The 25918-nt window shown below is 62.4% G+C and carries 27 protein-coding genes and 1 pseudogene; 11 read left to right on the top strand and 17 right to left on the bottom strand.

Annotated features, from left to right (window positions below):
• Nucleotides 1–19 precede the first annotated feature (19 nt).
• Entirely contained in the window at nucleotides 20–433 is a 414-nt protein-coding gene (cueR, locus tag RE432_RS13985; RefSeq protein WP_310934023.1) for a Cu(I)-responsive transcriptional regulator, read from the bottom strand.
• Between the two features lie 125 nt (nucleotides 434–558).
• On the opposite strand from cueR, the gene RE432_RS13980 reads away from it, so the two are divergent.
• A complete protein-coding gene (locus tag RE432_RS13980; protein ID WP_310934022.1) occupies nucleotides 559–765 on the top strand; it encodes a heavy-metal-associated domain-containing protein in 207 nt (68 codons plus the stop codon).
• Here RE432_RS13980 and RE432_RS13975 read toward each other — a convergent pair.
• From RE432_RS13975 to RE432_RS13960, 4 genes and pseudogenes are all read right to left on the bottom strand, one after another.
• Nucleotides 739–2976, bottom strand: a pseudogene (locus RE432_RS13975) (heavy metal translocating P-type ATPase); the annotation flags it as partial. The gene RE432_RS13980 and the pseudogene RE432_RS13975 sit on opposite strands and share 27 nt — an antisense overlap.
• Nucleotides 2977–3138: 162 nt before the next feature.
• Nucleotides 3139–3279, bottom strand: coding sequence for a DUF2474 family protein (locus RE432_RS13970; RefSeq protein ID WP_310934020.1), 141 nt, complete (start codon nucleotides 3277–3279; stop codon nucleotides 3139–3141).
• Nucleotides 3279–4286 carry a cytochrome d ubiquinol oxidase subunit II gene (gene cydB, locus RE432_RS13965; RefSeq protein ID WP_310934239.1) on the bottom strand — a complete coding sequence of 336 codons (1008 nt, stop codon included), beginning with the start codon at nucleotides 4284–4286 and terminating at the stop codon, nucleotides 3279–3281. Before cydB ends, RE432_RS13970 begins: the two co-directional genes overlap by 1 nt.
• A 12-nt stretch (nucleotides 4287–4298) precedes the next feature.
• Complete coding sequence (locus RE432_RS13960; RefSeq protein ID WP_310934019.1) at nucleotides 4299–5720, bottom strand: cytochrome ubiquinol oxidase subunit I; 1422 nt, start codon at nucleotides 5718–5720, stop codon at nucleotides 4299–4301.
• 187 nt (nucleotides 5721–5907) lie between these two features.
• Between RE432_RS13960 and RE432_RS13955 the strand changes: the two genes are divergently transcribed.
• Complete coding sequence (locus tag RE432_RS13955) at nucleotides 5908–6681, top strand: PRC-barrel domain-containing protein (RefSeq protein ID WP_310934018.1); 774 nt, start codon at nucleotides 5908–5910, stop codon at nucleotides 6679–6681.
• A 7-nt stretch (nucleotides 6682–6688) separates the two neighbouring features.
• Here the strand turns inward: RE432_RS13955 and RE432_RS13950 are convergent, their stop codons facing one another.
• Entirely contained in the window at nucleotides 6689–8035 is a 1347-nt protein-coding gene (locus tag RE432_RS13950; protein ID WP_310934017.1) for a Gfo/Idh/MocA family oxidoreductase, read from the bottom strand.
• A gap of 219 nt (nucleotides 8036–8254) precedes the next feature.
• Between RE432_RS13950 and RE432_RS13945 the strand changes: the two genes are divergently transcribed.
• The 4 genes from RE432_RS13945 (at nucleotide 8255) to RE432_RS13930 (ending at nucleotide 12224) form a co-directional block, all read left to right on the top strand.
• Nucleotides 8255–9265: a sulfate ABC transporter substrate-binding protein gene (locus RE432_RS13945; protein ID WP_310934016.1), complete on the top strand. Its 1011-nt coding sequence runs from the start codon at nucleotides 8255–8257 to the stop codon at nucleotides 9263–9265.
• A gap of 82 nt (nucleotides 9266–9347) precedes the next feature.
• The gene (gene cysT, locus RE432_RS13940; RefSeq protein ID WP_310934015.1) at nucleotides 9348–10205 is read left to right on the top strand and encodes a sulfate ABC transporter permease subunit CysT; all 858 of its coding nucleotides are present in this window, start codon (nucleotides 9348–9350) and stop codon (nucleotides 10203–10205) included.
• A gap of 64 nt (nucleotides 10206–10269) precedes the next feature.
• Nucleotides 10270–11151 carry a sulfate ABC transporter permease subunit CysW gene (gene cysW / locus RE432_RS13935; RefSeq protein ID WP_409079878.1) on the top strand — a complete coding sequence of 294 codons (882 nt, stop codon included), beginning with the start codon at nucleotides 10270–10272 and terminating at the stop codon, nucleotides 11149–11151.
• A gap of 2 nt (nucleotides 11152–11153) precedes the next feature.
• Complete coding sequence (locus RE432_RS13930) at nucleotides 11154–12224, top strand: sulfate ABC transporter ATP-binding protein (RefSeq protein WP_310934014.1); 1071 nt, start codon at nucleotides 11154–11156, stop codon at nucleotides 12222–12224.
• Between the two features lie 22 nt (nucleotides 12225–12246).
• Here RE432_RS13930 and RE432_RS13925 read toward each other — a convergent pair whose 3' ends face one another.
• Nucleotides 12247–13116 carry a DMT family transporter gene (locus RE432_RS13925; RefSeq protein WP_310934012.1) on the bottom strand — a complete coding sequence of 290 codons (870 nt, stop codon included), beginning with the start codon at nucleotides 13114–13116 and terminating at the stop codon, nucleotides 12247–12249.
• A 217-nt stretch (nucleotides 13117–13333) separates the two neighbouring features.
• Here RE432_RS13925 and RE432_RS13920 point away from each other — a divergent pair, with 217 nt between their 5' ends.
• From RE432_RS13920 to RE432_RS13905, 4 genes are read left to right on the top strand one after another with little or no spacing between them, the layout of a single operon-like run.
• Nucleotides 13334–13837, top strand: a complete 504-nt coding sequence (locus RE432_RS13920) for a peroxiredoxin (RefSeq protein ID WP_310934236.1) — start codon at nucleotides 13334–13336, stop codon at nucleotides 13835–13837.
• A 28-nt stretch (nucleotides 13838–13865) separates the two neighbouring features.
• Nucleotides 13866–14366, top strand: coding sequence for a glutathione peroxidase (locus tag RE432_RS13915; protein ID WP_310934011.1), 501 nt, complete (start codon nucleotides 13866–13868; stop codon nucleotides 14364–14366).
• 16 nt (nucleotides 14367–14382) lie between these two features.
• Complete coding sequence (locus RE432_RS13910) at nucleotides 14383–15081, top strand: glutathione S-transferase N-terminal domain-containing protein (RefSeq protein ID WP_310934010.1); 699 nt, start codon at nucleotides 14383–14385, stop codon at nucleotides 15079–15081.
• An 8-nt stretch (nucleotides 15082–15089) separates the two neighbouring features.
• The gene (locus RE432_RS13905) at nucleotides 15090–15887 is read left to right on the top strand and encodes an RsiV family protein (RefSeq protein ID WP_310934009.1); all 798 of its coding nucleotides are present in this window, start codon (nucleotides 15090–15092) and stop codon (nucleotides 15885–15887) included.
• A 68-nt stretch (nucleotides 15888–15955) separates the two neighbouring features.
• Here the strand turns inward: RE432_RS13905 and RE432_RS13900 are convergent, their stop codons facing one another.
• From RE432_RS13900 to mltG, 5 genes are all read right to left on the bottom strand, one after another.
• Nucleotides 15956–16858, bottom strand: coding sequence for an ankyrin repeat domain-containing protein (locus RE432_RS13900; protein ID WP_310934008.1), 903 nt, complete (start codon nucleotides 16856–16858; stop codon nucleotides 15956–15958).
• Nucleotides 16859–17006: 148 nt separating this feature from the next.
• The gene (locus RE432_RS13895) at nucleotides 17007–17777 is read right to left on the bottom strand and encodes a TatD family hydrolase (RefSeq protein ID WP_310934006.1); all 771 of its coding nucleotides are present in this window, start codon (nucleotides 17775–17777) and stop codon (nucleotides 17007–17009) included.
• Nucleotides 17778–17866: 89 nt separating this feature from the next.
• On the bottom strand, nucleotides 17867–18922 hold the full coding sequence (gene holB, locus RE432_RS13890) for a DNA polymerase III subunit delta' (protein ID WP_310934005.1): 1056 nt from the start codon (nucleotides 18920–18922) through the stop codon (nucleotides 17867–17869).
• Nucleotides 18919–19572, bottom strand: a complete 654-nt coding sequence (tmk, locus tag RE432_RS13885; protein ID WP_310934004.1) for a dTMP kinase — start codon at nucleotides 19570–19572, stop codon at nucleotides 18919–18921. The genes holB and tmk overlap by 4 nt, the downstream gene beginning before the upstream one ends.
• A complete protein-coding gene (gene mltG / locus RE432_RS13880) occupies nucleotides 19572–20582 on the bottom strand; it encodes an endolytic transglycosylase MltG (protein WP_310934003.1) in 1011 nt (336 codons plus the stop codon). Before mltG ends, tmk begins: the two co-directional genes overlap by 1 nt.
• A 142-nt stretch (nucleotides 20583–20724) precedes the next feature.
• Between mltG and RE432_RS13875 the strand changes: the two genes are divergently transcribed.
• Nucleotides 20725–21765: a folate-binding protein gene (locus RE432_RS13875; protein ID WP_310934002.1), complete on the top strand. Its 1041-nt coding sequence runs from the start codon at nucleotides 20725–20727 to the stop codon at nucleotides 21763–21765.
• Nucleotides 21766–21799: 34 nt separating this feature from the next.
• Here the strand turns inward: RE432_RS13875 and mmsB are convergent, their stop codons facing one another.
• The 5 genes from mmsB to RE432_RS13850 all read right to left on the bottom strand — a co-directional run bounded on the left by mmsB (nucleotide 21800) and on the right by RE432_RS13850 (nucleotide 25876).
• A complete protein-coding gene (gene mmsB / locus RE432_RS13870) occupies nucleotides 21800–22684 on the bottom strand; it encodes a 3-hydroxyisobutyrate dehydrogenase (protein WP_310934000.1) in 885 nt (294 codons plus the stop codon).
• Between the two features lie 60 nt (nucleotides 22685–22744).
• On the bottom strand, nucleotides 22745–23890 hold the full coding sequence (locus RE432_RS13865) for an enoyl-CoA hydratase/isomerase family protein (protein ID WP_310933999.1): 1146 nt from the start codon (nucleotides 23888–23890) through the stop codon (nucleotides 22745–22747).
• Nucleotides 23887–25041: an acyl-CoA dehydrogenase family protein gene (locus tag RE432_RS13860; RefSeq protein WP_310933998.1), complete on the bottom strand. Its 1155-nt coding sequence runs from the start codon at nucleotides 25039–25041 to the stop codon at nucleotides 23887–23889. The genes RE432_RS13865 and RE432_RS13860 overlap by 4 nt, the downstream gene beginning before the upstream one ends.
• A gap of 96 nt (nucleotides 25042–25137) precedes the next feature.
• Entirely contained in the window at nucleotides 25138–25452 is a 315-nt protein-coding gene (locus RE432_RS13855) for an RnfH family protein (protein ID WP_310933996.1), read from the bottom strand.
• The gene (locus RE432_RS13850; protein ID WP_310933994.1) at nucleotides 25442–25876 is read right to left on the bottom strand and encodes a type II toxin-antitoxin system RatA family toxin; all 435 of its coding nucleotides are present in this window, start codon (nucleotides 25874–25876) and stop codon (nucleotides 25442–25444) included. The genes RE432_RS13855 and RE432_RS13850 overlap by 11 nt, the downstream gene beginning before the upstream one ends.
• Nucleotides 25877–25918: the final 42 nt, after the last annotated feature.

Here is a 25918-nt window from a genome sequence, read left to right as displayed (position 1 = left end):
CGCCAGCGCCGGCCTTGGCTCATCGCCGCCTTGAGCGCGTCGGCGGCGATGCGGCCAGATCAGCCAGAATCGGGCATTCCGGCCGGTTGTCGCCGTGGCAGCCGTCGGCCAGGTGCTCAAGCTCGTCGCGTATGGACTGCAGCTTGGCAATGTCCTGGTCCAATTCCGCAATATGCTGAAGCGCCAGTCTTTTGACGTCGGCGCTTTTTCGCGTGCCGTCCTGCCACAGCCCCGACAGCATCTTGATGCGCTCAAGCGAGAAACCCAGATCGCGCGACCGTTTCACGAAACGCAAGGTCTGGACGTCTTTGTCGTCGTATTGACGGTAGCCCGCATCATTGCGGCGTGCCGGGCCGATCAAGTCTATGCTTTCGTAATACCGGATCATCTTGGCGGTCACGCCCGATGCTTTTGACGCCTGTCCAATATTCATGTGAGTCTCCCGGTCCAAACGCATGGTTCGACCTGTTTGACCTTACCACGGCGGTAAGGCTTATAGTTTCGTTTTTCCCTTGCGCCCTCGCAGCAAGCATTTATTTTCTGAACAAGGAACCCACCATGCTGGAATTTGAAATCAAGGACATGACTTGCGGTCATTGTGTCAGCGCCATCACCCAGGCAGTGAACGCCGCCGCCCCGGGCGCGGAGCTGGATATCAGCCTGGATACGCAGCGCATCCGCATCGGCGGCGATGCCGATGCCGGCCTGATCGAATCCGCCATACGCGAAGCCGGCTACTCACCCTTGCGGGTCGAAGCGCCGTAAGCGCAGGGCGTTGGCCAGCACGAATACGCTGGACAGCGCCATGGCGCCCGCGGCGAATATGGGGGACAGCAAGGTGCCGTTGAACGGATACAGCACCCCCGCCGCCACCGGTATCAGCGCCGTGTTGTAGGCAAAGGCCCAGAACAGGTTCTGGCGGATGTTCGACATGGTGGCCTTGGACAGGGCGATCGCCCTGGGCACGCCGCCCATGTCGCCCGACATCAGCACCACATCGGCGGCCTCGATGGCGATGTCAGCGCCCGTGCCGATCGCCACGCCCACATCGGCGGCCGCCAGCGCGGGGGCATCATTGATGCCATCGCCCACGAAGGCCAGCAAGCCGTGCTCCTGCTTGAGCCGTTTCACGGCATCGACTTTACCGTCCGGCAGCACCTCGGCAATGACCTCGTCGATGCCGAGCTTGCGGGCGATGGCCTGGCCGGTACGGCGATTGTCGCCGGTAATCATGGCGACCTTCAGGCCCAGGCTGTGCAGCGCCGCAATGGCCGGCGCCGTCGTGTCCTTGATGGGGTCGGCCACGGCGATCATGGCGGCCAGCCTGCCGTCCAGGGCGGCGTACAAAGGTGTTTTCCCCTCGTCGGCCAGGCGGGCGGCCTGATCCGCAAACAGGCCTGCCTCGAGCCCGAGCTTGACCATATAGCGGTCGGCGCCGATATCGACCTGCCGGCCCGACACGGTTGCCCGCACGCCATAGCCTGTGACGGACTCGAACGCTTGCACGGACGAAAGCGCCAGGCCTTCCGCCCGTGCCGCGTCGACAATGGCGCGCGCGATGGGATGCTCGGACTTGTCCTCTACCGCGGCGATCATCGACAACACGTCGGCGCGCGCATAGCCGGGCGCCAGCAGCAAGTCGGTCAGTTCGGGCCGGCCTTTGGTCAAAGTCCCCGTTTTATCGACGGCCACCACCTGGGCATCGCGCAGCGATTGCAGCGCCTCGCCCTTGCGGAACAACACGCCCATTTGCGCTGCCCTGCCCGTTCCGACCATGATGGAGGTGGGCGTTGCCAGGCCCATGGCGCAGGGGCAGGCAATGATCAGAACGGCCACCGCATTGACCAGCGCGAACGTCAGCGCCGGAGCGGGCCCCAGCGCCAGCCAGACGGCGAAGGTCAAGGCCGCCGCCAGCATGACAGCGGGCACAAACCACAGCGTAATGCGATCGACCAGGGCCTGGATGGGCAGCTTGGACGCCTGCGCCTGCTCGACCATCCGTATGATCTGCGCCAGCACCGTGTCGTCGCCCACTTTGCCGGCACGCAGCGTGAGGGCGCCGGTCTGGTTGACGGTCCCCGCGGTCAGGGCCGAGCCCTTGCTTTTTTCCACCGGCACCGGTTCGCCGCTGAGCATGGATTCATCGATAAAGCTGTGGCCCTGCACAACCTCGCCGTCGACGGGGACCCGTTCGCCGGGGCGCAGCGCCAGCTCGTCGCCGACACGGACATCGGCAATGGCCACCTCTTGTACAAGCCCGTTGCGCAGCACACGGGCGGTTTGGGGCTGCAGCTCGATCAGCCGCCTGATGGCCTGGGAACTGCGGCCTTTGGCTTTGGCTTCCAGGTAGCGGCCCAGAAGAATCAGCGTGACGATGACCGCCGCGGCCTCGTAATAGACGTTGATCGTTCCCTGGGGCAGCCAGCCGGGTAAAAAGGTGGCGACCATCGAATACCCATACGCGGCGCCCGCGCCCATGGCCACCAGTGCGTTCATGTCGGGCGCGCGGCGCCACAAGGCGGGCAGGCCTACGGTAAAAAACCGCCGGCCGGGAAGCGCCAGGACCAGGCCTGTAAGCACGAACTGGATGATCCAGTTGGCCTGCCGGCCTATCGAGGCATCCAGAAAATGGTGAACAGCCGGGATCAGGTGGGCCCCCATCTCCATGGCAAAGACCGGCAGGGTCAGCACCAGGGCGAGCAGGAGATCGCGCCCAAGCTGGGCCATATGGGCCTCGTTGCGCGCGGCGAGTTCGTCGGCGGCTTGGCGGTCGCCGCCCTTCACCGGCTCGGCTTCATAGCCGGCCTTGTGTATGGCATCGACCAGGCTTTGCTGGAGTGTGCCGGGCGCCGCCCGTACCTGCGCCCGCTCGGTGGCCAGATTGACGCTGGCCTGGCTGACCCCGGGCACAGCGGCCAGGGCGCGCTCTACGCGCCCTACGCAAGAGGCGCAGCTCATGCCCGCGACGGTCAGATCGAACACATCGTCCTGCGAAGGATGGCTGGCTGCGCTGGCAAGGGGTTGTGCGGAATGGGATGTCATGAAAGAGGACCTGTCGAGATAAGGATATCGTGATGGCGAGACGATCTTGTCATCTATGGGTCACTGTAAACCTTCCCACCATGGCAAGGTCAAGCCTCAGGCCGTCATGCCGACGGCATTCATGATCAGCCGCAATAGGTAGGCGACCAGGGCCAGCGCGGCGATGCTGGCGGCCCAGATGCCGAGCAGCCAGCCCACGCGCCTGAGCCAGCGGCCTTTGCGCGGCGCGCCGTTCATCAATGGTAGCCCTCGCCGGCCACGACCTTGCCCCGGAATACATAGTAGGACCAGGCGGTATACATCAGGATGAAAGGCACGATGAACAAAGCGCCCACCAGGGCGAAGCCCTGGCTTTGCGCCGGCCCCGAGGCGTCCCATATGGAGATGTCGGGCGGGATGATATACGGCCAGATACTGATGCCCAGGCCGCTATACCCCAGGAAAATCAGGGCCAGCGTCAGCAGAAAGGGCCCCGCATGAGGCGTGCGCTGCAGGGACCGCAGCAGATAATACGCCGCCAGCGCCACCAGCAGGGGCACCGGCGCGAACCAGAACAGATTGGGCAGGCTGAACCAGCGCTCGGCAATGGCGGCGTGCGTCAAGGGTGTCCAGATACTGATGATCGCAATCACGCCCAGCAGTACCAGGGTCAGCGGCCTGGCCAGTTGCAGCATGCGGTCATGCAGGGCGCCCTCGGTCTTGAAGATCAGCCAGGTGCATCCGAGCAAGGCATAGGCGGCCAGCAGCCCCAGTCCGGTGAAAATGGAAAATGGCGAGATCCAGTCCAGCGCCCCGCCCGCATAGCTGCGATTCACCACGGGAATGCCGTGCATATAGGCGCCCAGCGTCACGCCCTGGAAAAAAGTGGCCGTGATCGAGCCCAATATAAAGGCCTTGTCCCACCAATGGCGGCGGTGGTCGTGTGCCTTGAACCGGAATTCGAACGCCACCCCCCTGAAAATCAAACCGAGCAACATGAAAACCAGCGGCAGCATGAAGGCGCTGAGAATCACGGAGTACGCCAGGGGGAAGGCAGCCAGCAAACCGGCGCCGCCCAGGACCAGCCAGGTTTCATTCCCGTCCCAGACCGGCGCCACCGTGTTCATCATCACGTCCCGGTCTTCTTTATCGGGCACCAGCGGAAACAGGATGCCTATGCCCAGATCGAAGCCGTCCATGACGACATACATCAGGATGCCGAACAGAATGATGATTGCCCATATCAGCGCCAGATCAATGCCCATATCGTTCATCCTTTATCCTGCGTGAGTGTCCGGCGCGTCGGAATCGGGTGCCGCGGAAAGCGGCCGCGCCGGGGTGCGCGACTCGCCCGGGCCTCCGGTATCGGGCTGTTCGCCGTCGTGCTCGTCGGGCCCCTTGCGTATGAGCCTGAGGATGTAGACCGTACCGGCGCCGAACACCAGAAAGTAGATCACCACAAAAAGGGCCAGCGTGACGCCAAGCTCGATGGCCCCATGGGGGCTGACCGCATCGGCCGTGCGCATGACGCCATAGACGACCCAGGGCTGGCGCCCGATCTCGGTGGTGTACCACCCCGCCAGTATCGCCACCAGGCCGCTGGGGCCCATATACAGCGCACATCGCCATAATGGGCGTGAATCATACAACCGCCCTTTCCACCGGGCCCAGGCCGCCCACAAGGCCAGTCCTATCATCAACAGACCGAGCCCGACCATGACCCTGAAAGACCAGAACACCACCGTGGCATTGGGGCGATCCTCTTTGGCGAATTCCTTCAGCCCCGCAAACTGGCCGTCCCAGCTATGCGTCAGGATCAGGCTGCCCAGGCGGGGGATTTCGAGCGCAAAGTGATTTTTCTCGGCTTCCATGTCGGGCCATCCGAACAAGGTCAGCGGCACGCCCTGGCCCGGCTTGTTTTCCCAATGCCCTTCGATGGCCGCAATCTTGGCCGGTTGGTGCTTGAGCGTATTGAGCCCGTGGAAATCGCCCACAACGGCCTGTATGGGCGCCACGATCAGCAGCATCCACATGGCCATCGACAGCATTTTTCGGATGGCCGGCGTGTCGTTGCGCCTGAGCAGATGCCAGCCGGCCGAGGCCCCCACCATCAGCGCCGTGGCCAGGAAGGCCGCGATGCCCATGTGCGCCAGACGATACGGGAAGGAAGGATTGAAAATCACAGCCAGCCAGTCGGTCGGCACAACCTGGTTGTTGATGATTTCATAGCCTGCCGGCGTCTGCATCCAGCTGTTGGACGCCAGTATCCAGGTGGCTGAAACCAGCGTGCCCAGGGCGACCATGATGGTCGAGAAAAAGTGCAGCCCGGGACCCACGCGATGCCATCCGAAAAGCATCACGCCCAGAAAGCCAGCCTCCAGGAAGAAAGCCGTCAGGACCTCGTAGGCCAGCAAGGGGCCGGTCACACTGCCGGCGAAATCAGAAAAATAGCTCCAGTTGGTGCCGAACTGGTAGGCCATGACCAGGCCCGATACCACCCCCATGCCGAAATTGACGGCAAATATCTTGATCCAGAAATGATAAAGCTGCTTGTAGACCGGCCGGCCCGTCTTGAGCCAGCAGCCTTCCAGCACAGCCAGGTAACTGGCCAGGCCAATGGTGATGGCGGGGAAAATAATGTGGAACGATATCGTGAACCCAAATTGAATCCGCGCCAGCATCAATGCGTCGATATCCATCCATTACCCCCAGTCATTCCATGTCCAGATCGAGCCTGAACGGTACCGGCATCGCCTGCCTGCGCCGGCCATGGCTGCGCCTTCAAGGTCAGCGACCCACTGTACAGGATGCCGTGGCAACCGTAAACCCGTGCGCGGGCATGCGGCTTGCTGGGACAACAACACACCCACCGCAAGGAGAATGCCAATGTTACGCAAAGTCAGCAGTCTTAAAGGATACGCCATCAAAGCCACCGACGATGAGCTGGGCAGCGTCAAGGAAGTCTACTTCGATGACGAGCAATGGGGTGTGCGCTATCTGGTGGTCGAAACCGGCACCTGGCTGTCGCAGCGAACGGTGCTGATCTCGCCTTACTCGATTACCGGCGTTGACGATCTTGAAGAACTCATCCATGTGTCGCTCACACGCGAACAGGTCAAGAACAGCCCCGACATCGACACGCATCAGCCTGTCTCGCGCCAGTTGGAAGGGGAATTTTCCAGCTATTACGGCTTTGGCAACTATTGGACCGGCCCCTACCTGTGGGGCGCCGGCGGCTATCCCGTGCTACCGGATGCGGTGGGCGTTCCCAAGGTGGACGAACGGCCCGATGCCGTGGCCGAGCGCGCGGCCGACCGGCCCGAAGACGTGCACCTGCGCAGCAGCAAGGATGTGGCCGGCTACCACATCGTCGGCACCGATGAGGAAATCGGCCATGTCGAAGACTTCATCTGCGACGACGAGTCGTGGGCAATACGCTATTTGCTGGTCGATACCCGCAACTGGTGGCCGGGCGGCAAAAAAGTGCTGCTGGCCACGCAGTGGATCGAACGCATAGACTGGACCGACTCGACGGTGCAGGCCAGGCTGACGCAGGAACAGATCAAGAACAGCCCCGAATACGATGAAGACGAGCCGCTGGATCGCGGCTACGAGACCCAGTTGCATGCATACTATGACAAGCGAGGCTATTGGGACTGATGCCTTGCTAAGGCCGGCGCGCGAACGCGTCTTCCATCTCGCGCCGCACCCGATAGGCGGGGGTGCTGGTGTCGATGGCGACATCGGCCCAGCTTAAGGATTGCCCCTTGGCCACCGGGCGCACAAGCTTGACTCCGTGCGCCAGGCCCAGGGGCAGCCCGCCCGCCTGGACCGATTTTTCCGCCGGCAGCAGCTTGCCCCATACGGTATAGCCGCCCTCTCCGTCCAGCATTTCGCCCACCTGCAGATCGCGTTTCGCGGTGGCGACCACATCGGCCTGCCAGCAGGTGGCCACGCCGGTCGCTTCGCCGCGCAAGGCGATGGACGCCACCGACATGCCGACTTCCAGGCCGATCAGGTGCCAGCGCTTGTACAAGGTAAAGTAGCGGCCGCTGGGGTCGGTGTGGGCGTTGTATTCCTCGAAACAATTCTTGATGTAGTCGGTTTCCGCTTCGACCGTCACCCAGACGCCCATGCGTATCTCGTAGGGAATGCGCCGGCCATCGGCTTCCAGCGACGAGACGACCTCGACCATGCCTTTGCCTTCCAGCACACCGCCCTCGCTGACGGGCCGGGTCACAAAAGGGATGTCTTCGATGCTGGCCGGGGGATACAGCAAGCCATTCGACGGCACGCGCAGCCCCGTGGCGTTGGCCACCGCGGCGCTTTCAATGGATGGCTTGGAGCCGTCCAGGAAACTGTTGAACATTTTCGGATTCAGGCCGCCGCGTGCCGCCTGCTCGGGGGTCAGCCCATAATTGCCCCAGACGGTATCGGGCGTGGATTCGGAAAAATGGGGCAGCCATTTATGCCCCCGCCCGGCCGCAACCACCGGGAAGCCGCAGGTGCGCGCCCAGTCGACCAGGTCGCAGATCAAGGCGGGCTGATCGCCGAACGCCAGCGAATACACCACGCCGGCCTGGGCCGCCTTGCGGCCCAGCAGCGGGCCGCAAAATGCATCGGCCTCTACCGTCACGTTGACCACATGCTTGCCCTGGTCGAAGGCTTCCAGGCAATGCTCCACGGCCGCGATGGGATTGCCGGTGCATTCGACGATGACATCGATATCGGGCAAGCGCACCAGCGCCTTCCAGTCTTCAGTGATCCAGGTGGCGCCCGTGCGCAAGGCCTCGGCGGCCGACGCCGCCCCGCTTTGCTCGGGCGTCCAGCCTACCCGGGCCAGATTGACCCTGGCCGCCTCGGGAGACAGATCGGCGATGCCCACCAGATGCACGCCCGGCGTGCGCGGAATTTGCGCCAGATACATGGCGCCGAACTTGCCGGCGCCGATCAGGCCCACCCGTATGGGTTTGTTCTGGGCGGCGCGTTCCTGCAACTGGGCATAAAGGCTCATCGGTCGGTCCTGTGACGAAGAAAAAAAACCAAGCTTACCCGATTCCGGAACACCCGCCCATATCTGCCGCGCTGTCGCGGCCAGGCTCTTAAGCATATAGCCGCGGCACATTATGCGCCCAGCTTATAAATATGGAAAAAAGTATTCGTTCTGTTTTCAAGACTGCTTCCGTAGTCTAGAGCCTGAGTCAAATATGGCCGTCAACAACAGGAAGCAAGTATGTCTTTATCTTCGCTCATCAAGTCAGTCATCGTTGCAAGCCTGCTTGCGACCCCCGCGGCGTACGCCGCAGACGTTTCATTGCTGAATGTCTCGTACGATCCCACCCGCGAGCTGTACCAGGAATTCAACCAGGCGTTTGCCCGGAACTGGAAAGAAAAAACCGGCGATACGGTTACCATCCGGCAATCGCATGGCGGGTCGGGCAAGCAGGCGCGTTCCGTCATCGATGGCCTGGATGCCGATGTCGTGACCCTTGCCCTGGCCTCGGACATCGATGCCATTGCCGAGCGCGGCGCGCTCAAGGCGGATTGGCAGAAGCAGTTCGCATTGAACAGTTCGCCTTATACCTCGACCATTGTCTTCCTGGTCCGCAAGGGCAATCCCAAGCAGATCAAAGACTGGGGCGACCTGGTCCAGCCCGGCGTGCAGATCATCACGCCCAATCCCAAGACATCGGGCGGTGCGCGCTGGAACTACCTGGCCGCATGGGGTTATGCGCTGGGGCTGCCCGGCGGCAGCGAGGAAAGCGCCAAGAAATTCGTGGGCGACCTGTTCCGGCAAGTGCCCGTGCTGGATTCCGGCGCGCGCGGATCAACCACCACCTTTGTCGAGCGCGGCATAGGGGACGTCTTGCTGGCCTGGGAAAACGAGGCCCTGCTCGCCATCAAGGAACTGGGCCCGGACAAGGTAGAGATCGTCGCCCCTTCGGTCAGCATCCTGGCCGAGCCGCCCGTGGCGATCGTCGACAAGACGGTCGACAAGAAAGGGACGCGCGAGGTTGCCCAGGCGTATCTGGAATACCTGTACACCGACGAGGGCCAGGCTATTGCCGGCAAGCACTACTATCGCCCGACCTCGGAAAAAATCGCGACCAAGTACGCCGACCAGTACCCCGCCATCAAGCTGTTCACGATTGACGAAGTGGCCGGCGGCTGGGCCACTGCCCAGAAATACCACTTCGGCGACGGCGGCATCTTCGATCAGATTTATCAGCCTGCGGGCAAGTAGCAGACAGCGCGGCATCTGCCCGCGCGATCACCGCGCCGCCCTTGGGCGGCGCACCATCGTGTCATAAGAAAGAGAACGTTTTATGTCCAGCCTGGCCAGCCCGTTCCGCGCGGCGCCCTTCAGGGTAATACCTGGGTTCAATCTGACATTGGGCTTCACCCTGCTCTACCTGAGCCTGATTGTGCTGATTCCCCTGTCGGCGGTATTTCTTAAAACCTTCACCCTGAGCTGGAGCGGCTTCTGGGAGACGATTTCTTCGCCGCGCGTCGTGGCATCTTATAAATTGAGTTTCGGCGCGTCATTGCTGGCCGCCGCGATCAACCTGGTTTTCGGCACCATCGTGGCCTGGGTGCTGGTGCGCTATCGATTCTTCGGAAAGAAATTCATCGACGCGCTGGTGGACCTGCCTTTCGCCCTGCCCACCGCCGTGGCGGGTATTGCATTGACCGCGCTGTATGCGCCGAATGGCTGGATAGGACAGTTGCTGGAGCCGATGGGCATCAAGGTGGCCTTCACGCCCATCGGCATTGTCGTGGCGCTGACCTTCATCGGCCTGCCCTTTGTGGTCCGAACGGTGCAGCCTGTGCTGGAAGAGGCCGAGCGCGAACTCGAAGAAGCCGCCGCCAGCCTGGGGGCCAGCCGGCTGCAGACCTTGGCCCGGGTGATCTTCCCTTCTGTTTTTCCCGCCCTGCTCACGGGTTTTGCGATGGCGTTCGCCCGGGCCACGGGCGAATACGGCTCGGTGATCTTCATTGCCGGCAATATGCCCATGATTTCCGAAATCGCCCCTCTGCTCATCGTGACCAAGCTGGAGCAATACGACTATGCCGGCGCCACGGCGATTGCCGTCGTCATGCTGCTGATTTCGTTTGTCCTCCTGCTGGCGATCAATCTGCTGCAAGCCTGGACACGCCGCAACACTGAAGCAAAAAGGAGCTGACTTGAGCGCATCCGACCTGACTTTGCCGGCTCGGGCCGCCAGCGCGGACCCTGCTTCCCCGCGCCTGCCGCTGCATGGCGGCGCGACGCAGCGGCAGAAAACGCCATCCGCCACGCAAGAGCCCGCCTGGGTCCGGCATACGCTGATTGCCGTGGCCTTGCTGTTTCTGGGCCTGTTTCTGTTCGTGCCGCTGTTTGCCGTTTTTGCCGAGGCCCTGCGCAAAGGCTGGGATGCCTACGTGGCCGCCATCATCGAGCCCGATGCCGTGTCGGCCATCAAGCTGACCCTGCTGGCCGCCGCCATTTCCGTACCGCTCAACCTGGTGTTTGGCGTGTCCGCGGCCTGGTGTATTGCCAAGTTCGACTTCCGGGGCAAGAACTTGCTGATCACGCTGATCGACATCCCTTTTTCAGTATCGCCGATTATCTCCGGCCTGATCTACGTGCTGCTTTTCGGCGCGCACGGCTGGATGGGCGAATGGCTGTACCAGCATGACATCAAGATCCTGTTTGCGGTGCCCGGCATTGTGCTGGCCACTATTTTCGTGACCTTCCCCTTCGTCGCCCGCGAGCTGATACCCCTGATGCAGTCGCAGGGCAGCGAAGAGGAAGAAGCCGCGCTGGTCCTGGGCGCGTCGGGCTGGCGGACTTTCTGGCAGGTCACCCTGCCGAACATCAAATGGGGACTGCTGTATGGGGTCATCCTGTGCAATGCGCGGGCCATGGGCGAGTTCGGCGCCGTGTCGGTGGTATCGGGGCATATACGGGGCATGACCAACACCATTCCACTGCATGTGGAAATCCTTTACAACGAATACAACTTTTCCGCGGCCTTTGCCGTGGCATCGCTGCTGGCGATGCTTGCCCTGGTCACGCTGGCTCTGAAGTCATGGGTGGCGTGGCGCACACACAGCACGGCGTCTGAAATGGATGCCGGGGAGCCCTGAACATGAGCATAGAAGTACGCAATATCTACAAGCAGTTTGGCAGCTTCACCGCATTGAACGATGTGTCGCTGAAGTTTCCCGATGGAAAACTGACCGCCTTGCTGGGCCCGTCGGGCTGCGGCAAGACCACGCTGCTGCGCATCATCGCCGGCCTGGAACACCCCGATGCGGGCGAAATCCTGCTGGACAATGAAAATGCGGTCGCCCGCCATGTGCGGGAACGCCAGGTGGGTTTCGTGTTCCAGCATTACGCCCTGTTCAAGCACATGAGCGTCTTCGAGAACATTGCTTTCGGCCTGCGGGTCAAGCCGCGCAGAGAGCGCCCTTCCGACAGCGCCATTAAAGAACGCGTTACCCGCTTGCTGGAGCTGGTGCAGCTCGACTGGATTGCCGACCGCAAGCCATCGGCCTTGTCGGGCGGGCAGCGCCAGCGCATCGCCCTGGCCCGGGCTTTGGCCGTGGAGCCGCGCGTGCTGCTGCTGGATGAGCCCTTCGGCGCGCTGGATGCCAAGGTGCGCAAGGAACTGCGGCGCTGGCTGCGGCGCCTGCACGACGAGCTGAACGTCACCAGTATTTTTGTGACGCACGATCAGGAAGAGGCCCTGGAAGTGGCCGACGAAATCGTGGTCATGAATCACGGCAAGGTCGAGCAAGTCGGCGCGCCCGCGGCCGTGTACAACCAGCCCGCCACGCCCTTTGTGTACGGATTCCTGGGGCACGTCAATCTGTTTCACGGGCGCCTGCGCGACGGTGCGCTGGAAACCGGCGATATCCGCCTGGATGCGCCCGGGCTGGCCGGCCAGGCCGGCAACGCCCAGGGCACGGCCTATGTGCGCCCGCACGACATCGACATCGAGCACTACACGCCGGATGCGCAAGGTATTGTGGTGCGGCTCGAGCGCGTCCATGCCATAGGCCCGCTGGCCCAGTTGGAGCTCAAGCGCAGCGACACCGATGAGGTGATCGAAGCGGTCATTTCGGCTGAACGTTTTTCGCAGTTGCAGCTCAAGCCGCGCGACACTCTGGTCGCCCGGCCCCGGCAACTGCATATATTCCCGGTTCAGCCCGCCTAAGGACCCGCAGCGGCGGGCGGCATTACCGGGCCAGCAGCACCACGCCCGCCACAATCACGGCGCAGCCCAGCAAACGCGCTGCCGAGGCGCGCTCTTTCAAGATGAAAAAACCGGCCAGCGTCGCCATCATGAGCGACATTTCCCGCAGCGGCGCCACCAGGCTGACCTGCCCGCCCCGTTGCAGGGCATACAGGACAAGAATGTAGGCCATGGGCGACAAGGCGCCCACCGCCAGCGCATACCCCCACTTGCCGCGCATTTGCTGCATCATGCTGGTTCGCCGCAGCCAGGCGCGCGGCGCCATGATCAAGGCATTGCCCAGCGCCGACAGCCAATCCAGGATCACGGGGGCAACCAGCAATACTTTCACGCTGTATGCATCGGTCACCGTATAGGCGGCAATGAACAGGCCAATGAACAGCCCCCAGCGCACACCGGCCCAGGCCTGCGGCGAGGCAAAGCGGCGCAGCTTGCCATCGGAGGCGATCAGCAATATCCCCACGACCACGCTGAGTATGCCCAGGACACCGAAGGTGGACGGCTGTTCGCCCAGCCAGATGAAGGCGGCCAGGCTGGACAGCAAGGGGCCGGTCCCGCGCGCCATGGGGTACACCACAGACAGGTCCGCCGCGTGATAGCCCCACTGCAGGCAAAGGCTGTAGCCCAGGTGCAGTATGCTGGACAAGGCGATGAAGACGACAACCGGCACGCTCCAGCTCATGCCGTCGGCCCACAGAATATAGATCACCCAGGGCGCATACAGCACGGCCGAGATCAGCCGGTAGGAAAACACAAAGTGCCCGGCCGCGGCGGCCGCCTTTTTGGAGATGAGATTCCATGCCGCATGCAACGCTGCGGCACAGACCACGAGTCCAAATATTTCAGGCGTCATACGTCACACTTCGGTATCCAGAACAGCGGGCCAGGGCTTATGATGAATACTGAATCCAGCCGCCGCCCCAAGCCCGGCCGCCGCATTGTCATAAACACGACATATTAGCCGAGTTTGATCGCCGGTCCGCGCGCCGCGCCGCCCTTCGTCCCAAGGAGTCATGATGACAACCCGCCCCGCCCAACGCCTGCTGACTGTATTGACGCTTGCCTGCCTGATGCCCGCCACCGCATTGGCCCAGCTCAAGCCCGGCGCCGCCGCGCCCGACTTCACACTGGAAGCCAGCCTGGCGGGCAACGCTTTCGAATTTTCATTGGCGCAGGCCCTGAAGCAGGGCCCGGTCGTCCTGTACTTTTATCCTGCCGCCTTCACCAAGGGCTGCACCATCGAAGCCTACAATTTTGCCGAGGCCAGCGACGAATACAAATCGTATGGCGCCACGGTGCTGGGCGTATCGGCTGACAATCTGGAAAAGCTGAAGGAGTTTTCCGTCAGCGCCTGCCGCAGTAAATTTGCCGTGGCGGCGGATCCGGATGCCCAAGTCATCAAGGCCTACGACGCTAAAATGGCATTCATACCCAATATGGCCAGCCGGGTCTCCTACGTGATTACGCCCGATCACAAGATCTACTACGCGTTCAGCAGCAGCGATCCCGACGAGCACGTTCCCAACACCATGGCCGCCGTCAAGCAATGGGCGTTAAATGGTAAAGTGCAATGACCATCATTCACGACAGCGCAGGGTGAACATGACGTCGGTTTACGATTTCTCAGCCGTCACGCTTCAGGGCGAAACCGTCGCCCTGTCCCGCTACGCCGGCAAGGTCCTGCTTATTGTGAACGTCGCATCGGAGTGCGGCTTCACCCCGCAATATCAAGGCCTGGAAGCACTGTACAAAGACTATCAGGATCGCGGCTTCGTGGTGCTGGGCTTTCCGTGCAACCAGTTTGGCCACCAAGAGCCGGGGGACGCAGCCCAGATCGGCGAGTTCTGCACCCGTCAGTATGGCATCAGCTTTCCTCTGTTCGAAAAGATCGACGTCAACGGACCGCAATCCCATCCGCTCTATGCCTGGCTGAAAACCGAAAAATCAGGCGTGCTGGGCAGCCAAAGCATCAAATGGAATTTCACCAAATTCCTGCTGGGCCGGGACGGCCAGGTACAAGAGCGTTACGGCTCCACGACCAAGCCCGAGGCCTTGCGGCGCGACATTGAACGCGCGCTGCAATCAAACGCCACCGAACTGTGACCTTATAAGGAACCGTATGATAGACCTGTATTACTGGACAACGCCCAACGGACACAAGATCACCCTCTTCCTGGAAGAAACTGGGCTGCCTTACACCATTGTCCCCATCAATATCGGCAAGGGCGACCAGTTTCAGCCCGATTTCCTGAAAGTCTCGCCCAACAACCGGATTCCCGCCATGGTCGATCGCGCGCCGGCCGACGGCGGCGAACCCCTGTCCCTGTTCGAATCGGGCGCCATTTTGCTGTATCTGGCCGAAAAGACCGGCCAGTTCATGCCCAGCACGCTGCGCGGCCGCAGCGACGTGCTGCAGTGGCTGTTCTGGCAAATGGGCGGACTGGGTCCCATGGCCGGGCAGAATCACCATTTCAATACGTATGCCCAGGAAAAGATTCCCTACGCGATCGACCGCTACGTGCGTGAAACCGGCCGCCTGTACGGCGTGCTGAACAAACAACTGGCCGATCGCGAATTCATCGCGCACGATTACTCCATCGCCGACATGGCCTGCTACCCCTGGATCGTGCCCCACGAGCGCCAGGATCAGAACCTGAACGATTTCCCGCATCTGAAACGCTGGTTCGACGCGATCGCGGCCCGGCCCGCCACACGTCGCGCCTACGAAAAGGCCGAACAGATCAACACCCAGCCATCCGTCAACGACGAGGCTTCCCGCAAACTGCTGTTTGGCCAAGACGCCAGCACCATCAAATGAGGGCAGGCATGCATTCTCGATCAGCGCTGCGATGGACCCTGGCCTGCATGGCCCTGGGCGTGCTCACGGCTTGCGCAAGCGGCCCTTCAAGCAATATTTCGCGCATCCCGGTGCAAACCGCCGATCAAACCAGCAAAGACGGCCTGTTCACCCAGACCGTGAAATGGAAGCATGCCAAGCCGGATTGCCGCGGCGACTGCCCCACGCTGGAACTGGATTCCTTGGTTTTTCCCGGCGTGCCCATCCTGACCGAGCTGGTCGACCATGCCCTGGCCATGATGACAGGCATCAGCGACAGCGATGCGCCGCCCTACGCCACGGTGGCTGAATACGAAGACTATTTCTGGAAAACAGCCGCGCCGCGCGATGCCACCGTGATGACGGCCAAGACACGCTATCGTAATCGCAGCCTAACGGTGATTGAATTGAATACGTGGCAGTACCTGACCGGATCGGCCCACGGCATATCCGCCACCCAGTTCCTGAACTGGGACAACAGCACAAGCAAAGTCCTGAGCCTGGAACGCGTGCTGCAAGCGGGCCAGTATGACGGCTATGTGGCGGCGCTGAAGCAGGCGCATGCCACCTGGGTGGCGTCCCACCCAGACGCGCAGAACGATCCGGCCACCTTCAACCGCCTATGGCCCTTCCAGGTCAGCGAAAATTTCGGCTTTACCGATCAGGGTCTGGTCGTCAAGTACGATTCTTACCAATTGGCCCCCTACTCGTCCGGCCAGCCCGAGTTGGTGATTCCGTATCCCGCCCTGCAAGGCATATTAAGGCCCGAGTTCATGCCCGCCGCCTGACCGGCGGCCCCTTCAGGCAAACTGCCTGGCGAGGCTGCCGATACGGGCCAGCGGGGTGCGCTGGAACGTTATGGATTCGGTTCCTCGTTGAAACGGTCCAGATCGAAGTAGCGCGATGACGAAGGCTGGGACGGCGCTTTCTGGGCGTCGGCCGCCGGCGTATCCGTACCCGCATCAATCGTATTGGGGACGCCCGGCTTGCCTGCATCGCGGGCCGCCGGAGCTGATAGCGTTTGGGAGGGCGATTGGGCGCCCTGCGCCTGGCGCATCGCCGATCGCTGGGCTTGGACCTTGGCGGACAACACATCGAGCTTGTCGGCCAGCGCATTGTGGTTCTTCAATCGCGCCCAGCGGGCTGCATCGTATTGCTGCGTAGTCTGCATGGTGACGTCGGCGCCCGAATCCAGCAAAAGCTGTACCACGGCTTGATTGCCGCCGTAGGCAGCCATCATCAGCGCCGTAATGCCATCCGGCCCGGGCGCGTTGACCACCGCCTTGTTGGCAAGCAGCATCTTGACGGTCTCCAGATGGCCTTTGGAGGCCGCGTATTGCAGCGGCGTCCATCCAAGACGGTTGACCAGCGCCCCGCGGCGGATCAAATCCTGGGCGCGCTGCGTCTGGCCGGCGACCGCCAGATACAGCAAAGGGGTTTCCCGGTTGGTATTGATGGCGTTCACGACGGTTTTCGGGTGGGCCGCCAGCACATCATAGACATCCCAGGCCCCATCGCGTATGGCCTGCATGATGGCCGGCTGCCCGGCCGGGCTGACCTCGTTGGGGTCGGCCCCGCCTGCCAGGGCTTCCTGGACCTTGCCGACCCGATTGTTGGCGATGTCGACCCACCAACTGGCTGGATTGGCGGCTTGCGCCGTGCAGCAAATCAGCAGGCCCGCCATCGCGTATAGCATCCGGCGAGCCCAGGATGCCCAGGCGGCGCTGCCATGCGACAGGATATGTATGTAATGCGTCATGCGATTCCAATCCTAATCTTATTTATATCAATAAGTTAAAGGAGATATTTAAATTATGAATTAGATTTTCACTAACTCGAACTCTTATCTAATAAATCACTTTAAATAAATAAATTTAAATAATTTACTTTAAATAAATCACTTTATATTATCTTTTTATCTTATTGAAAAGGCTAAAGAAGTTATTTGTTGAATGCGCAGCCACATCAGCCAACGGGCAGCCCTTCAGCTCTGCGATTTTTTCGGCCACATGCATGACCTTGGAGGGGTCGTTCGTTTTGCCCCGGTGCGGCACAGGCGCCAGATAAGGCGAATCGGTTTCGATCAGCAGGCGATCCAGGGGCAGCTTTCTGGCCAGTTCCTGCAAATCCTGGGCCTTCTTGAAGGTGACGATGCCGGATAGCGAAATATAGAAATTCAGGTCCATAGCCGCCTGCGCCACGTCCCATGACTCCGTGAAACAGTGCATGACGCCGCCGATTTTATCCGCGCCCTCTTCTTTCATGATGCGCAGCGTGTCGGCGCTGGCCGCCCGGGTATGGATGATCAAAGGCAGGCCGCTTTCCCGGCTGGCCCGGATGTGCGTCCGAAAGCGCTCACGCTGCCACTCAAGCGGTTCCGACAGGCGAAAATAATCCAGCCCGGTTTCTCCGATGGCCACCACCTTGGGCGATTGCGCCAGTTCGGCCAGTTGCTGTACGGTGGGCTCCGGCGTGTCTTCGTAATCGGGATGCACCCCCACCGACGCATACAGGTGGGGATGCGGGGCCACCAGATCCATCAGTTTGGGCCAATCGGGCATATTGACGCTGACCACCAAGGCGTGGGTAACCTGGTTTTGGGCCATGCGGCCCAGGATATCAGGCAGGTTTTCGGCCAGCTCGGGAAAATCCAGATGGCAGTGTGAATCGACAAACATAAGGGTTCTTTCAAGAGGAAGTATCTGAATGAATGCAGCTCCAGGCTGCGGCGCAGACTATTAGTGTAGCGATTTCGCGGCGCGCGCGACTAACGGGCGCGCGCGCACGCCAGCACGGCGCGCTGCAAGGCGCTATGCACGAAAAGCTTGGCGTTCAAGGGGTGGCCCGCCACCGCTCTTTGCTGCGCCAGCCATTGGGCCGTGTCGGCCAGGTTTCCGGGCAAAGCCTGGCTTGCTACGGCGCCTATCGGTTTTTCCAGTGCGGGGAAATACCGCAGCGGCGCGCCCGACGCGGCCAGCAGCAAGTCCAGGAACAAGCGCTGCAAGGCATCTATCCATACTTCAGGCGCTTGTTTTTCAAGCTGGTCCGCCAGGGGGCCGATATCGGGCGGCTGCACAGCGGCCAGGCCGGCCAGAAGCCGGGCCAGCCACTCGGGGCACGGATCCTGGCCCGACTGGGCCAGTTGCCGGGCCAAGAGCGGCGCGCCGCCGGAAACCGCCAGCCATTGGCCGGCGTCCCGCACGCCTTCGGCCGCCAGCCATTCAAGGCTCTCCGCTTTGCCGGGCACCGGCAAAGGCAAGCGGCGGCAACGCGATACGAGCGTGGGCAAAAGCCTGTCCGGTGCATCGGCGACCAGCAAGAAAATGGTGTGCGCCGGCGGTTCTTCCAGTACCTTCAGCAAGGCATTGGCGGTGATCAGGTTCATGGCGCGCGCCGGGTACAGCACGGCCACGCGCCACCCACCGCGGTGGGTGGCCGTATTGAACCACGTATGCAAAGAGCGCAGTTGCTCGACCTTGATCTCTTTCGAAGGCGTTTTCTTGGCGCCCGAGCCCGTCTGTTCGCCGTCATCGTCGGCGCCTTGCGCCGCGCCCTCTTCCTGCGCAAGCGCTTCAGGCCGGATGCGGCGCAAGTCCGGATGGCTGCCGCTCTTGATCCACAGACAGGCGGCGCAGTGCCCGCAAGCCAGTCCGTCGACCGGCGACTCGCACAGCAGGCTGCCCGCCGCGGCCAGCGCAAACTGGCGTTTGCCGATGCCGGGCAGGCCGTGGATCAGCCAGGCGTGCGCAAAACGCTCGCGCTGGCCCAGCCAGCGCGACGCCAGCGCCTGCTGCCAGGGCAGGAATGGCAAAAAATCGCTCATGGCCGGGGCCCTGCCGGGATGCGGCCCGTGTCGCGCACCAGCGCGTCCACCTGATCGAGCAGCTCTGCCCGTATGGTGTCGATGGGCAGGGTCGAATCGACGATGTGCAGACGTTGCGGGTCCTGGCGGGCCCGCTCGTGATAGGCCTGTCGCGTGCGCTCGAAAAAGGCCGCGCCCTCGCGCTCGAAACGGTCCAGCTCGCGCGTGCGCGACAGACGCTCGCGCGCTATGTCCAGCGGCACATCGAACAGCCAGGTCCGATCCGGCTGCAGGTCGGGATGAACCCACTGCTCAAGCACTTCGATGGGATGCGACCCCAGCTCGCGGCCACCGCCTTGATAAGCATAGCTGGCATCGGTAAATCGGTCGCACACCACCCATTTACCTTCAGCCAGCGCCGGTTTGATCACGGTTTCCACATGCTCGCACCGGGCCGCGAACATCAGCAGGGTTTCGGTTTTCAGGTGCATGGCCTGGCTCAGGACGGTGAGCCGCAACTGCTCGCCCAAGGCCGTGCCGCCGGGTTCGCGCGTGGAAACCACCTGTATGCCGCGTGCCCGCAACTGATCGACCAGCCATTGCACATGGGTGCTTTTTCCGGCGCCGTCCAGGCCCTCGAGCGTAATGAAACAACCGCGTTCAGTCTGCATCAGTTGCGCCGCCCCAGAATGTATTTGGCCACGGCGCGGTTATGGGCGGCAAGATTGGCGGAAAACTCGCTGGTGCCATCGCCCCGCGATACGAAGTACAGGAATTTATGCGATTCGGGATGCAGGGTCGCCAGCAGGGATGCGCGTCCGGCGCTGGCAATGGGTGTGGGCGGCAAGCCGCCTCGCGTATAGGTGTTCCATGGCGTATCGGTGGTCAGGTCTTTCCTGCGTATCCTGCCCTGATAGGCGTCGCCCATGCCATAGATGACGGTCGGATCGGTCTGCAGCGGCATGCCTATGCGCAGACGGTTCACGAACACGCCTGCGACGCGGGTACGGTCGGCGCTGTGGCCGGTTTCCTTTTCAACAATGGAGGCCAGGATCAACGCTTCGTACGGCGACTTCAGCGGCAGGTCCGGATCGCGCTCGCGCCAGAGCGATTCCAGCAATTCTTGCTGGGCGTGGTGCGCGCGCCGAAGAATGTCAAAGTCTGACGTACCGGGCGCGAACACATACGTATCCGGATAAAACAGGCCTTCAGGGCTGTCGGCCGTGGCGCCCAGGCGCTGCATCAACGCCTCGTCCGGCACGCCGTCCAGCGTCTGTCCGACATTGGGATCGTCGCGCAAGGCTTGCCGTATGCGCTGATAGGTCCAGCCCTCGACCAGCGTCAGGCGTGTTTGGGTCATATCGCCGCTGACCATCCGTTCAAGCAGCATGCGCGGTGAATCGCCCCGAACGGCCTCGTAAGCCCCCGCCTGCAACTGTTTGTCGCGGCCGGTCAGCCGGGCCAGCGCCACGAAACCGTCTTCGTCGACCTGTATGCCCGCCTTGTTCATGATCTGGGCAATGCTGCGCGGCCGGCTGCCGGGTTCGACCACATAGTCGACCCGCTCGCCGGCCATGGCCACGGGCCGCTCGACCCAATACCAGGCAGCGGCGCTGATGGCCGTGGCGATGAGCGCCATCACCAGCAGCAAGTACAAAAGCATCGACTTGAATTTTTTCATTGACTATAAAGTTTAGCCCAAGCCTGTTTCGGGCCGGCAATTGAATTCATCCGCGCATACGCGTACGGGCGGCACGATTGGCAAAAGCCCATTATCATAATCGCTACGTTTGTCTGTGTCTTATTTTGCGAGCCGTAAATTCATGAGTTCCCCCTGCTTTGCTTCCCCGCTGGCCGATATGGCGGTCATCGATGTCACGGGCGCCGACGCGGCAGCCTTTCTGCACGGCCAGCTTACGCACGATATTGCAGGCCTTGCCCCCAACCAGGCTCGCCTGGCCGGCTACTGCACACCCAAAGGCCGTTTGCTGGGCAGCATGGTGGTTTGGCAGGCAAGGGACGCTGAAGCTCCCGCGCTGCGCGCACTGATCAAGGCCGATATCGCCGACACGGTCGCCAAGCGGCTGTCCATGTTCGTGCTCCGGGCGAAAGCCAGCCTCGCCGTCACCCGGCCTTCGATATGGGGCGTCACCCTGGACCCCGGCGCAAAGGGCAGCGCCGCGCCCGCGATGGACGGCTCGTATCCATCGCTGGCCGAACAGGCCGCCAAGCTGCCTGCGGACGCTGCGCCCTGGACCATCGTGCGCGGCGACACTGGCGACTGGATTGCCGCGCCCTGCGCCGGAACGCCGTCCACCCGCTGGTGGCGGGTGGCGCACGCGCCTTTGGAAGAACAACCCGCTGCGGCAAGCAGTGCGCAGGCGGCCGCCTGGCAGGCGGCCGATATCGCCGCCGGCCTGCCCTGGGTGCAGGCCGCCACGCAAGACGTTTTCATTCCGCAAACGCTGAACCTGGATTTGATCGACGGCGTCAGTTTCACCAAGGGCTGCTACCCCGGCCAGGAAGTCGTCGCCCGCAGCCACTACCGGGGCACCGTCAAGCGCCGCATGGCCTACGGCCTTATTCAGGATGGCACGGCAACAGGCCCGGACGCCGGCGTCTTGGCTGGTACAGACGTGTTCGACGCCCGGCAACCGGACAATCCCTGCGGGCGGATCATCAACGCCGCAAGGGCCGACCTGGACAGGCCTCTTGATGCCAGCCCGTCAGACACGCATCCCATCCACGCGCTGGCCGAAGTCCAATTGGCCGACCTGGGTACGGCGGATTTTCGCCTGGGCAGCCCCGATGGCCCCGCCCTCAGCATGCGCGCCCTGCCCTACGCCATCGTGCAAAACCCATAGCACAATGGCGCGGCAGGCCTGCCGCGCCGCCTGATTACTTCTTGTACAGATTCAGGATGCTGGAGAAATCCAGCCCGCCATGGCCCTGGGCGCTGTGCAGCGAATACAGGTTGCGGGCCAGTTCGCCCAGAGGCACGGACGCGCGGGCGTTCAGGGCGGATTCCGCCGCCAGCCCCAGGTCCTTAAGCATCAAGTCCACCCCGAAACCGCCCGCATAGGCCTTGGACGCCGGCGCATGCTCCATCACGCCGGGCCAGGGGTTGTACAGTTCGGTCGCCCAGTTCCGTCCCGAACTCTTGGAGATGATGTCCGACAGCACCTTGGGGTCCAGCCCATTGGCCGCGCCCAGCGCAAGCGCCTCGGACGTACCCGCCATGAGTATCCCCAACAGCATGTTGTTGCAAATCTTGGCCACCTGGCCGGCGCCCGCGCCGCCGGCGTGGAAAATATTCTTGCCCATTTTTTCCAGGTAGGGCCGGGCGTCGTCCAGATCGCCCGCCTCGCCGCCGACGATGAAAGTCAGCGTACCGGCAACCGCGCCGCCCGTGCCGCCCGACACTGGCGCATCGATCATGCGCACCCCTTTCGCGCGCGCCGCGTCGGCCACTTTCCGGGCGGATTCAGGCGCGATGGTACTGCATTCGAGCACCAGGGTGCCCGGGGCAATATGGTCAAGCAAGGCGCCGTCGCCCAGGTACAACCCTTCGACATGCTTGCTGGCCGGCAGCATGGACACCACCGCATCCACGCCCTTGACGGCCTCTTGCGCCGACGCGGCGGTCAAGGCGCCCGCATCGGCCGCAGCCTTGAGCGCGGCCGGCGCCAGGTCGAACACCACCAGTTCGTTTCCCGCCTTGAGCAGATTCATGGCCATGGGGCCGCCCATGTGGCCCAGACCGATAAATGCAATACGGCTCATTCTGTTGTCTCCTGTTCTTGATCGTGATAAGTGATAGGTAGGTGATGAGGGATAGGCGGGTCAGCCCGCCGCCGGCCGGCCCAGGTCGGCCAGGGGGTGCGCCAAGTCGGCCGGCCAGGGCGCCGCGTAGAAACGCTGCACCCATTCCTCGCTGGCCGCGTCCAGCGACGGGGGATTCCAGCGGGGCTGCCTGTCTTTGTCGATCAACAAGGCCCGTATGCCCTCTTTCAGGTCGCCCTGCGCGCCGCACTGCAAAGACACAATATATTCCTGCCGGAAGACATCCGCCAGCGACATCAGCCGCACGCGGCGCAAAAGCGAAAAACTCAGGCGCGCGGAACCCGGGGACCCCGCCAGAAAGGTGCTGGCCGCACGCTTGAGCCAAGGGTCTTCATGTTCGGCCCAGGCGGCGATATGGGCGCAGATACCCGTCAGGTCCGCCCCGTCGCAGGACTGGCGAATCAGCGAATAATGCGTTTGCAAAGGGCCCGGCTCGGCCGGCGCATCCCGTTGCTGTCCGAGCAGCAATGCGCGCAGCGCCACGTCGTTGCTGTGCCGGTCGTCCGACCACGAGGCCGCCTGGATTGACGCCGCGAGCGCGTCCCACCCTTGCGCGTCCAATGTGTAGTCGGCCAGGCCCAGCAGCCGGCAGTCGCTGGCGCCCAGCTGCGCGCCCGTCAGCGCCAGGAACAGGCCGATGCCGCCCGGCAGGCGCGACAGCATCCATGTGCCGCCCACATCGGGAAACAGGCCGATGGAAATCTCGGGCATGGCGAATCGCGTCGTGGTGGTTGCCACGCGGTGGCTGGCCCCCATCATCAGCCCTACCCCGCCACCCATGACGATGCCGCTGCCCCAGCACAGCACGGGCTTGGCATAGCTGTGTATGTGGTAATCGAGCCGGTACTCTACATCGAAGAATTCACGCGCATAGGTGTTGTCCCAGGCTTGGCCGCTGGCGTTCTCTTGCATGCCCCGGTACATGCCGTGCAGATCGCCGCCGGCGCAAAACGCCTTGTCGCCTGCCCCTCGAAGCGCAACGAATGCGACCTGGGCATCGTCTTCCCACCGCCGTAATTGGGCGGCCAGCAATTTGCACATGTCCAGAGACAGCCCATTAAGGGTCTTGGGACTGTTCAAGGTGGCAACACCCACCTTGCGGCCGTCAGCCGTACTCAGTTCGTCGAACAACACCGGGGAAGTCATCGGATGTCAGCTCCTTTTTCGAGTAATTGCCGCGCGACGATCACGCGCATGATTTCATTTGTGCCTTCGAGTATCTGATGCACGCGTGTGTCGCGCACCAGCCGCTCCAGCGGGTAGTCTTTCAGGTAGCCGTAGCCGCCATGGATCTGTTGCGCATCAAGGCAGGCCTGGAAGCACAGGTCGGTGGCCAGGCGCTTGGCCATGGCGCAATACGAGGACGCCTGCGGGTCCTGTTCGTCGAGCTTGGCGGCTGCCAGCCGCACCATCTGGCGCGATGCCACGATATGCGTCAGCATGTCGACCAGCTTGAATTGCAGGGCCTGAAAATCGGCCAGGGGCTGGCCGAACTGCTTGCGTTCGCTCATGTAGCGCCGGGCTGCCTCGTAAGCGCCTTGCGCCGCGCCCACCGAGCACGTGGCAATATTGATGCGGCCCCCGTCCAGGCCTTTCATGGCGAACTTGAACCCCTCGCCTTCGCTGCCCAGCAGATTTTCAACAGGCACTTCCACGTTCTCGAAGCTGATGGGCCGGGTGGACTGGCTGTTCCAGCCCATTTTCTCTTCCTTGCGGCCATAGACGATGCCGGGTGTGTCGGCCGGGACGGCAAAGGCGGAAATACCCCGCGCCCCGGCCTCGCCGGTGCGTGCCATGACCACCAGCAGGTCGGTATCGCCGGCGCCGGAAATGAATGCCTTGGCCCCGTTCAGCGTATAAGCGGCGCCCTTCTTTTCGGCGCGCGTGGCCAGCGATGCGGCATCGGAGCCGGCACCGGGCTCGGTCAGGCAATACGATGCCAGCTTCTCTCCGCTGGCCAACTGCGGCCCCCAGGCGTCGCGCACGGCCTGGCTGGCCCAGGAGCCAATCATCCACGTCGCCATGTTGTGAATGGTCAGGAACGCCGTTGTGGAAGGATCATAGGCGGCCATTTCCTCGAAAACCAGCGTGGCATCCAGGCGCGGCAAACCCAGTCCGCCTATCGTCTCGGGCGCGTAGATGGCGCAAAATCCAAGCTCGCCGGCGCGGGCGAAAGCCTCGCGCGGGAAAATGCTTTCAGCATCCCAGCGCGCCGCGTTCGGCTCGAGCTCGCCTTGGGCAAAATCGCGTGCGGCCTGAGCAAAGGCCTGTTGTTCGTCGCTCAGACGAAAATCCATGATGTGGTCTCCTTCAACTGCGGCATGGCTTTCATCGGCCACGCCGTCTATTTATTTCTGGTTCCTAACCATAGCGCTTTGCGGGCTTTTCTTTTGTCATATGCGCGACAATCGCTTGGTCATGAATGCTTTCCGGTGCTCAGCGCGCCGCCGCCGCGACACCATCGGGTCGAAAGTCAGGGGCCGGTAGATTTCAACACGGTCGCCTTCCTGCAGAACGCGGTCGACAGAGCATGCCTGCCCGTACACGCCGGCGGCCAGCGCATGCTGCGGATAATCCGGGAAGCGCCCGGCAAAGCCGCTGGCGTCCAGCGCCTGCCCCAGCGTGCTGCCGGCGGGCAGGCGCAGCGAAACCCGCCAGGCCGAGGCGGCCAGGGCATACACGACCTCGACGGAAATCTCAGTGTCCATGGACGGCTTGCGCGCGCTGCGTGAAAGAATCGATGAAGCTGCTGGCAATCCGGTTGAATATGGGCCCGACAACCGCCTCGAGCGCGCGGCTGGAAAAGGCATATTCCATGGTGTAGAGGACTTTGCAGGCGTCTTCCGCCAAGGCCTGGAACTGCCATGTGCCGGTCAGCGTCGAAAAGGGGCCATCGACAAGATGGAAGGTGATCAGTTCGGGATACTTATGTTCGTTGCGGGTCGTGAACGTTTGCTTGATCCCCGCAATGCTGATGGTAATGGAGGCTTCCATGCCATGCTCATCGTGCCTGTGTACGGTGGTGCCGCCGCACCAGGGCATGAATTCGGGATACTTGGCCACGTCGGCCACCAGGTCGAACATTTGTGCGCAGCTATGGGGAACGAGAACAGAACGCTGTACTTTATGCATCGAGAGTCGTTAATGGATAGAATGTATTGATTTTACAGTCTA

This window comes from Pusillimonas sp. SM2304 (assembly GCF_031628915.1).
GTDB lineage: Bacteria > Pseudomonadota > Gammaproteobacteria > Burkholderiales > Burkholderiaceae_B > Pusillimonas_C.
The sequence above is the reverse complement of the archived record's forward strand: the minus strand, read 5'-3'. Positions and strand labels throughout refer to the sequence as shown.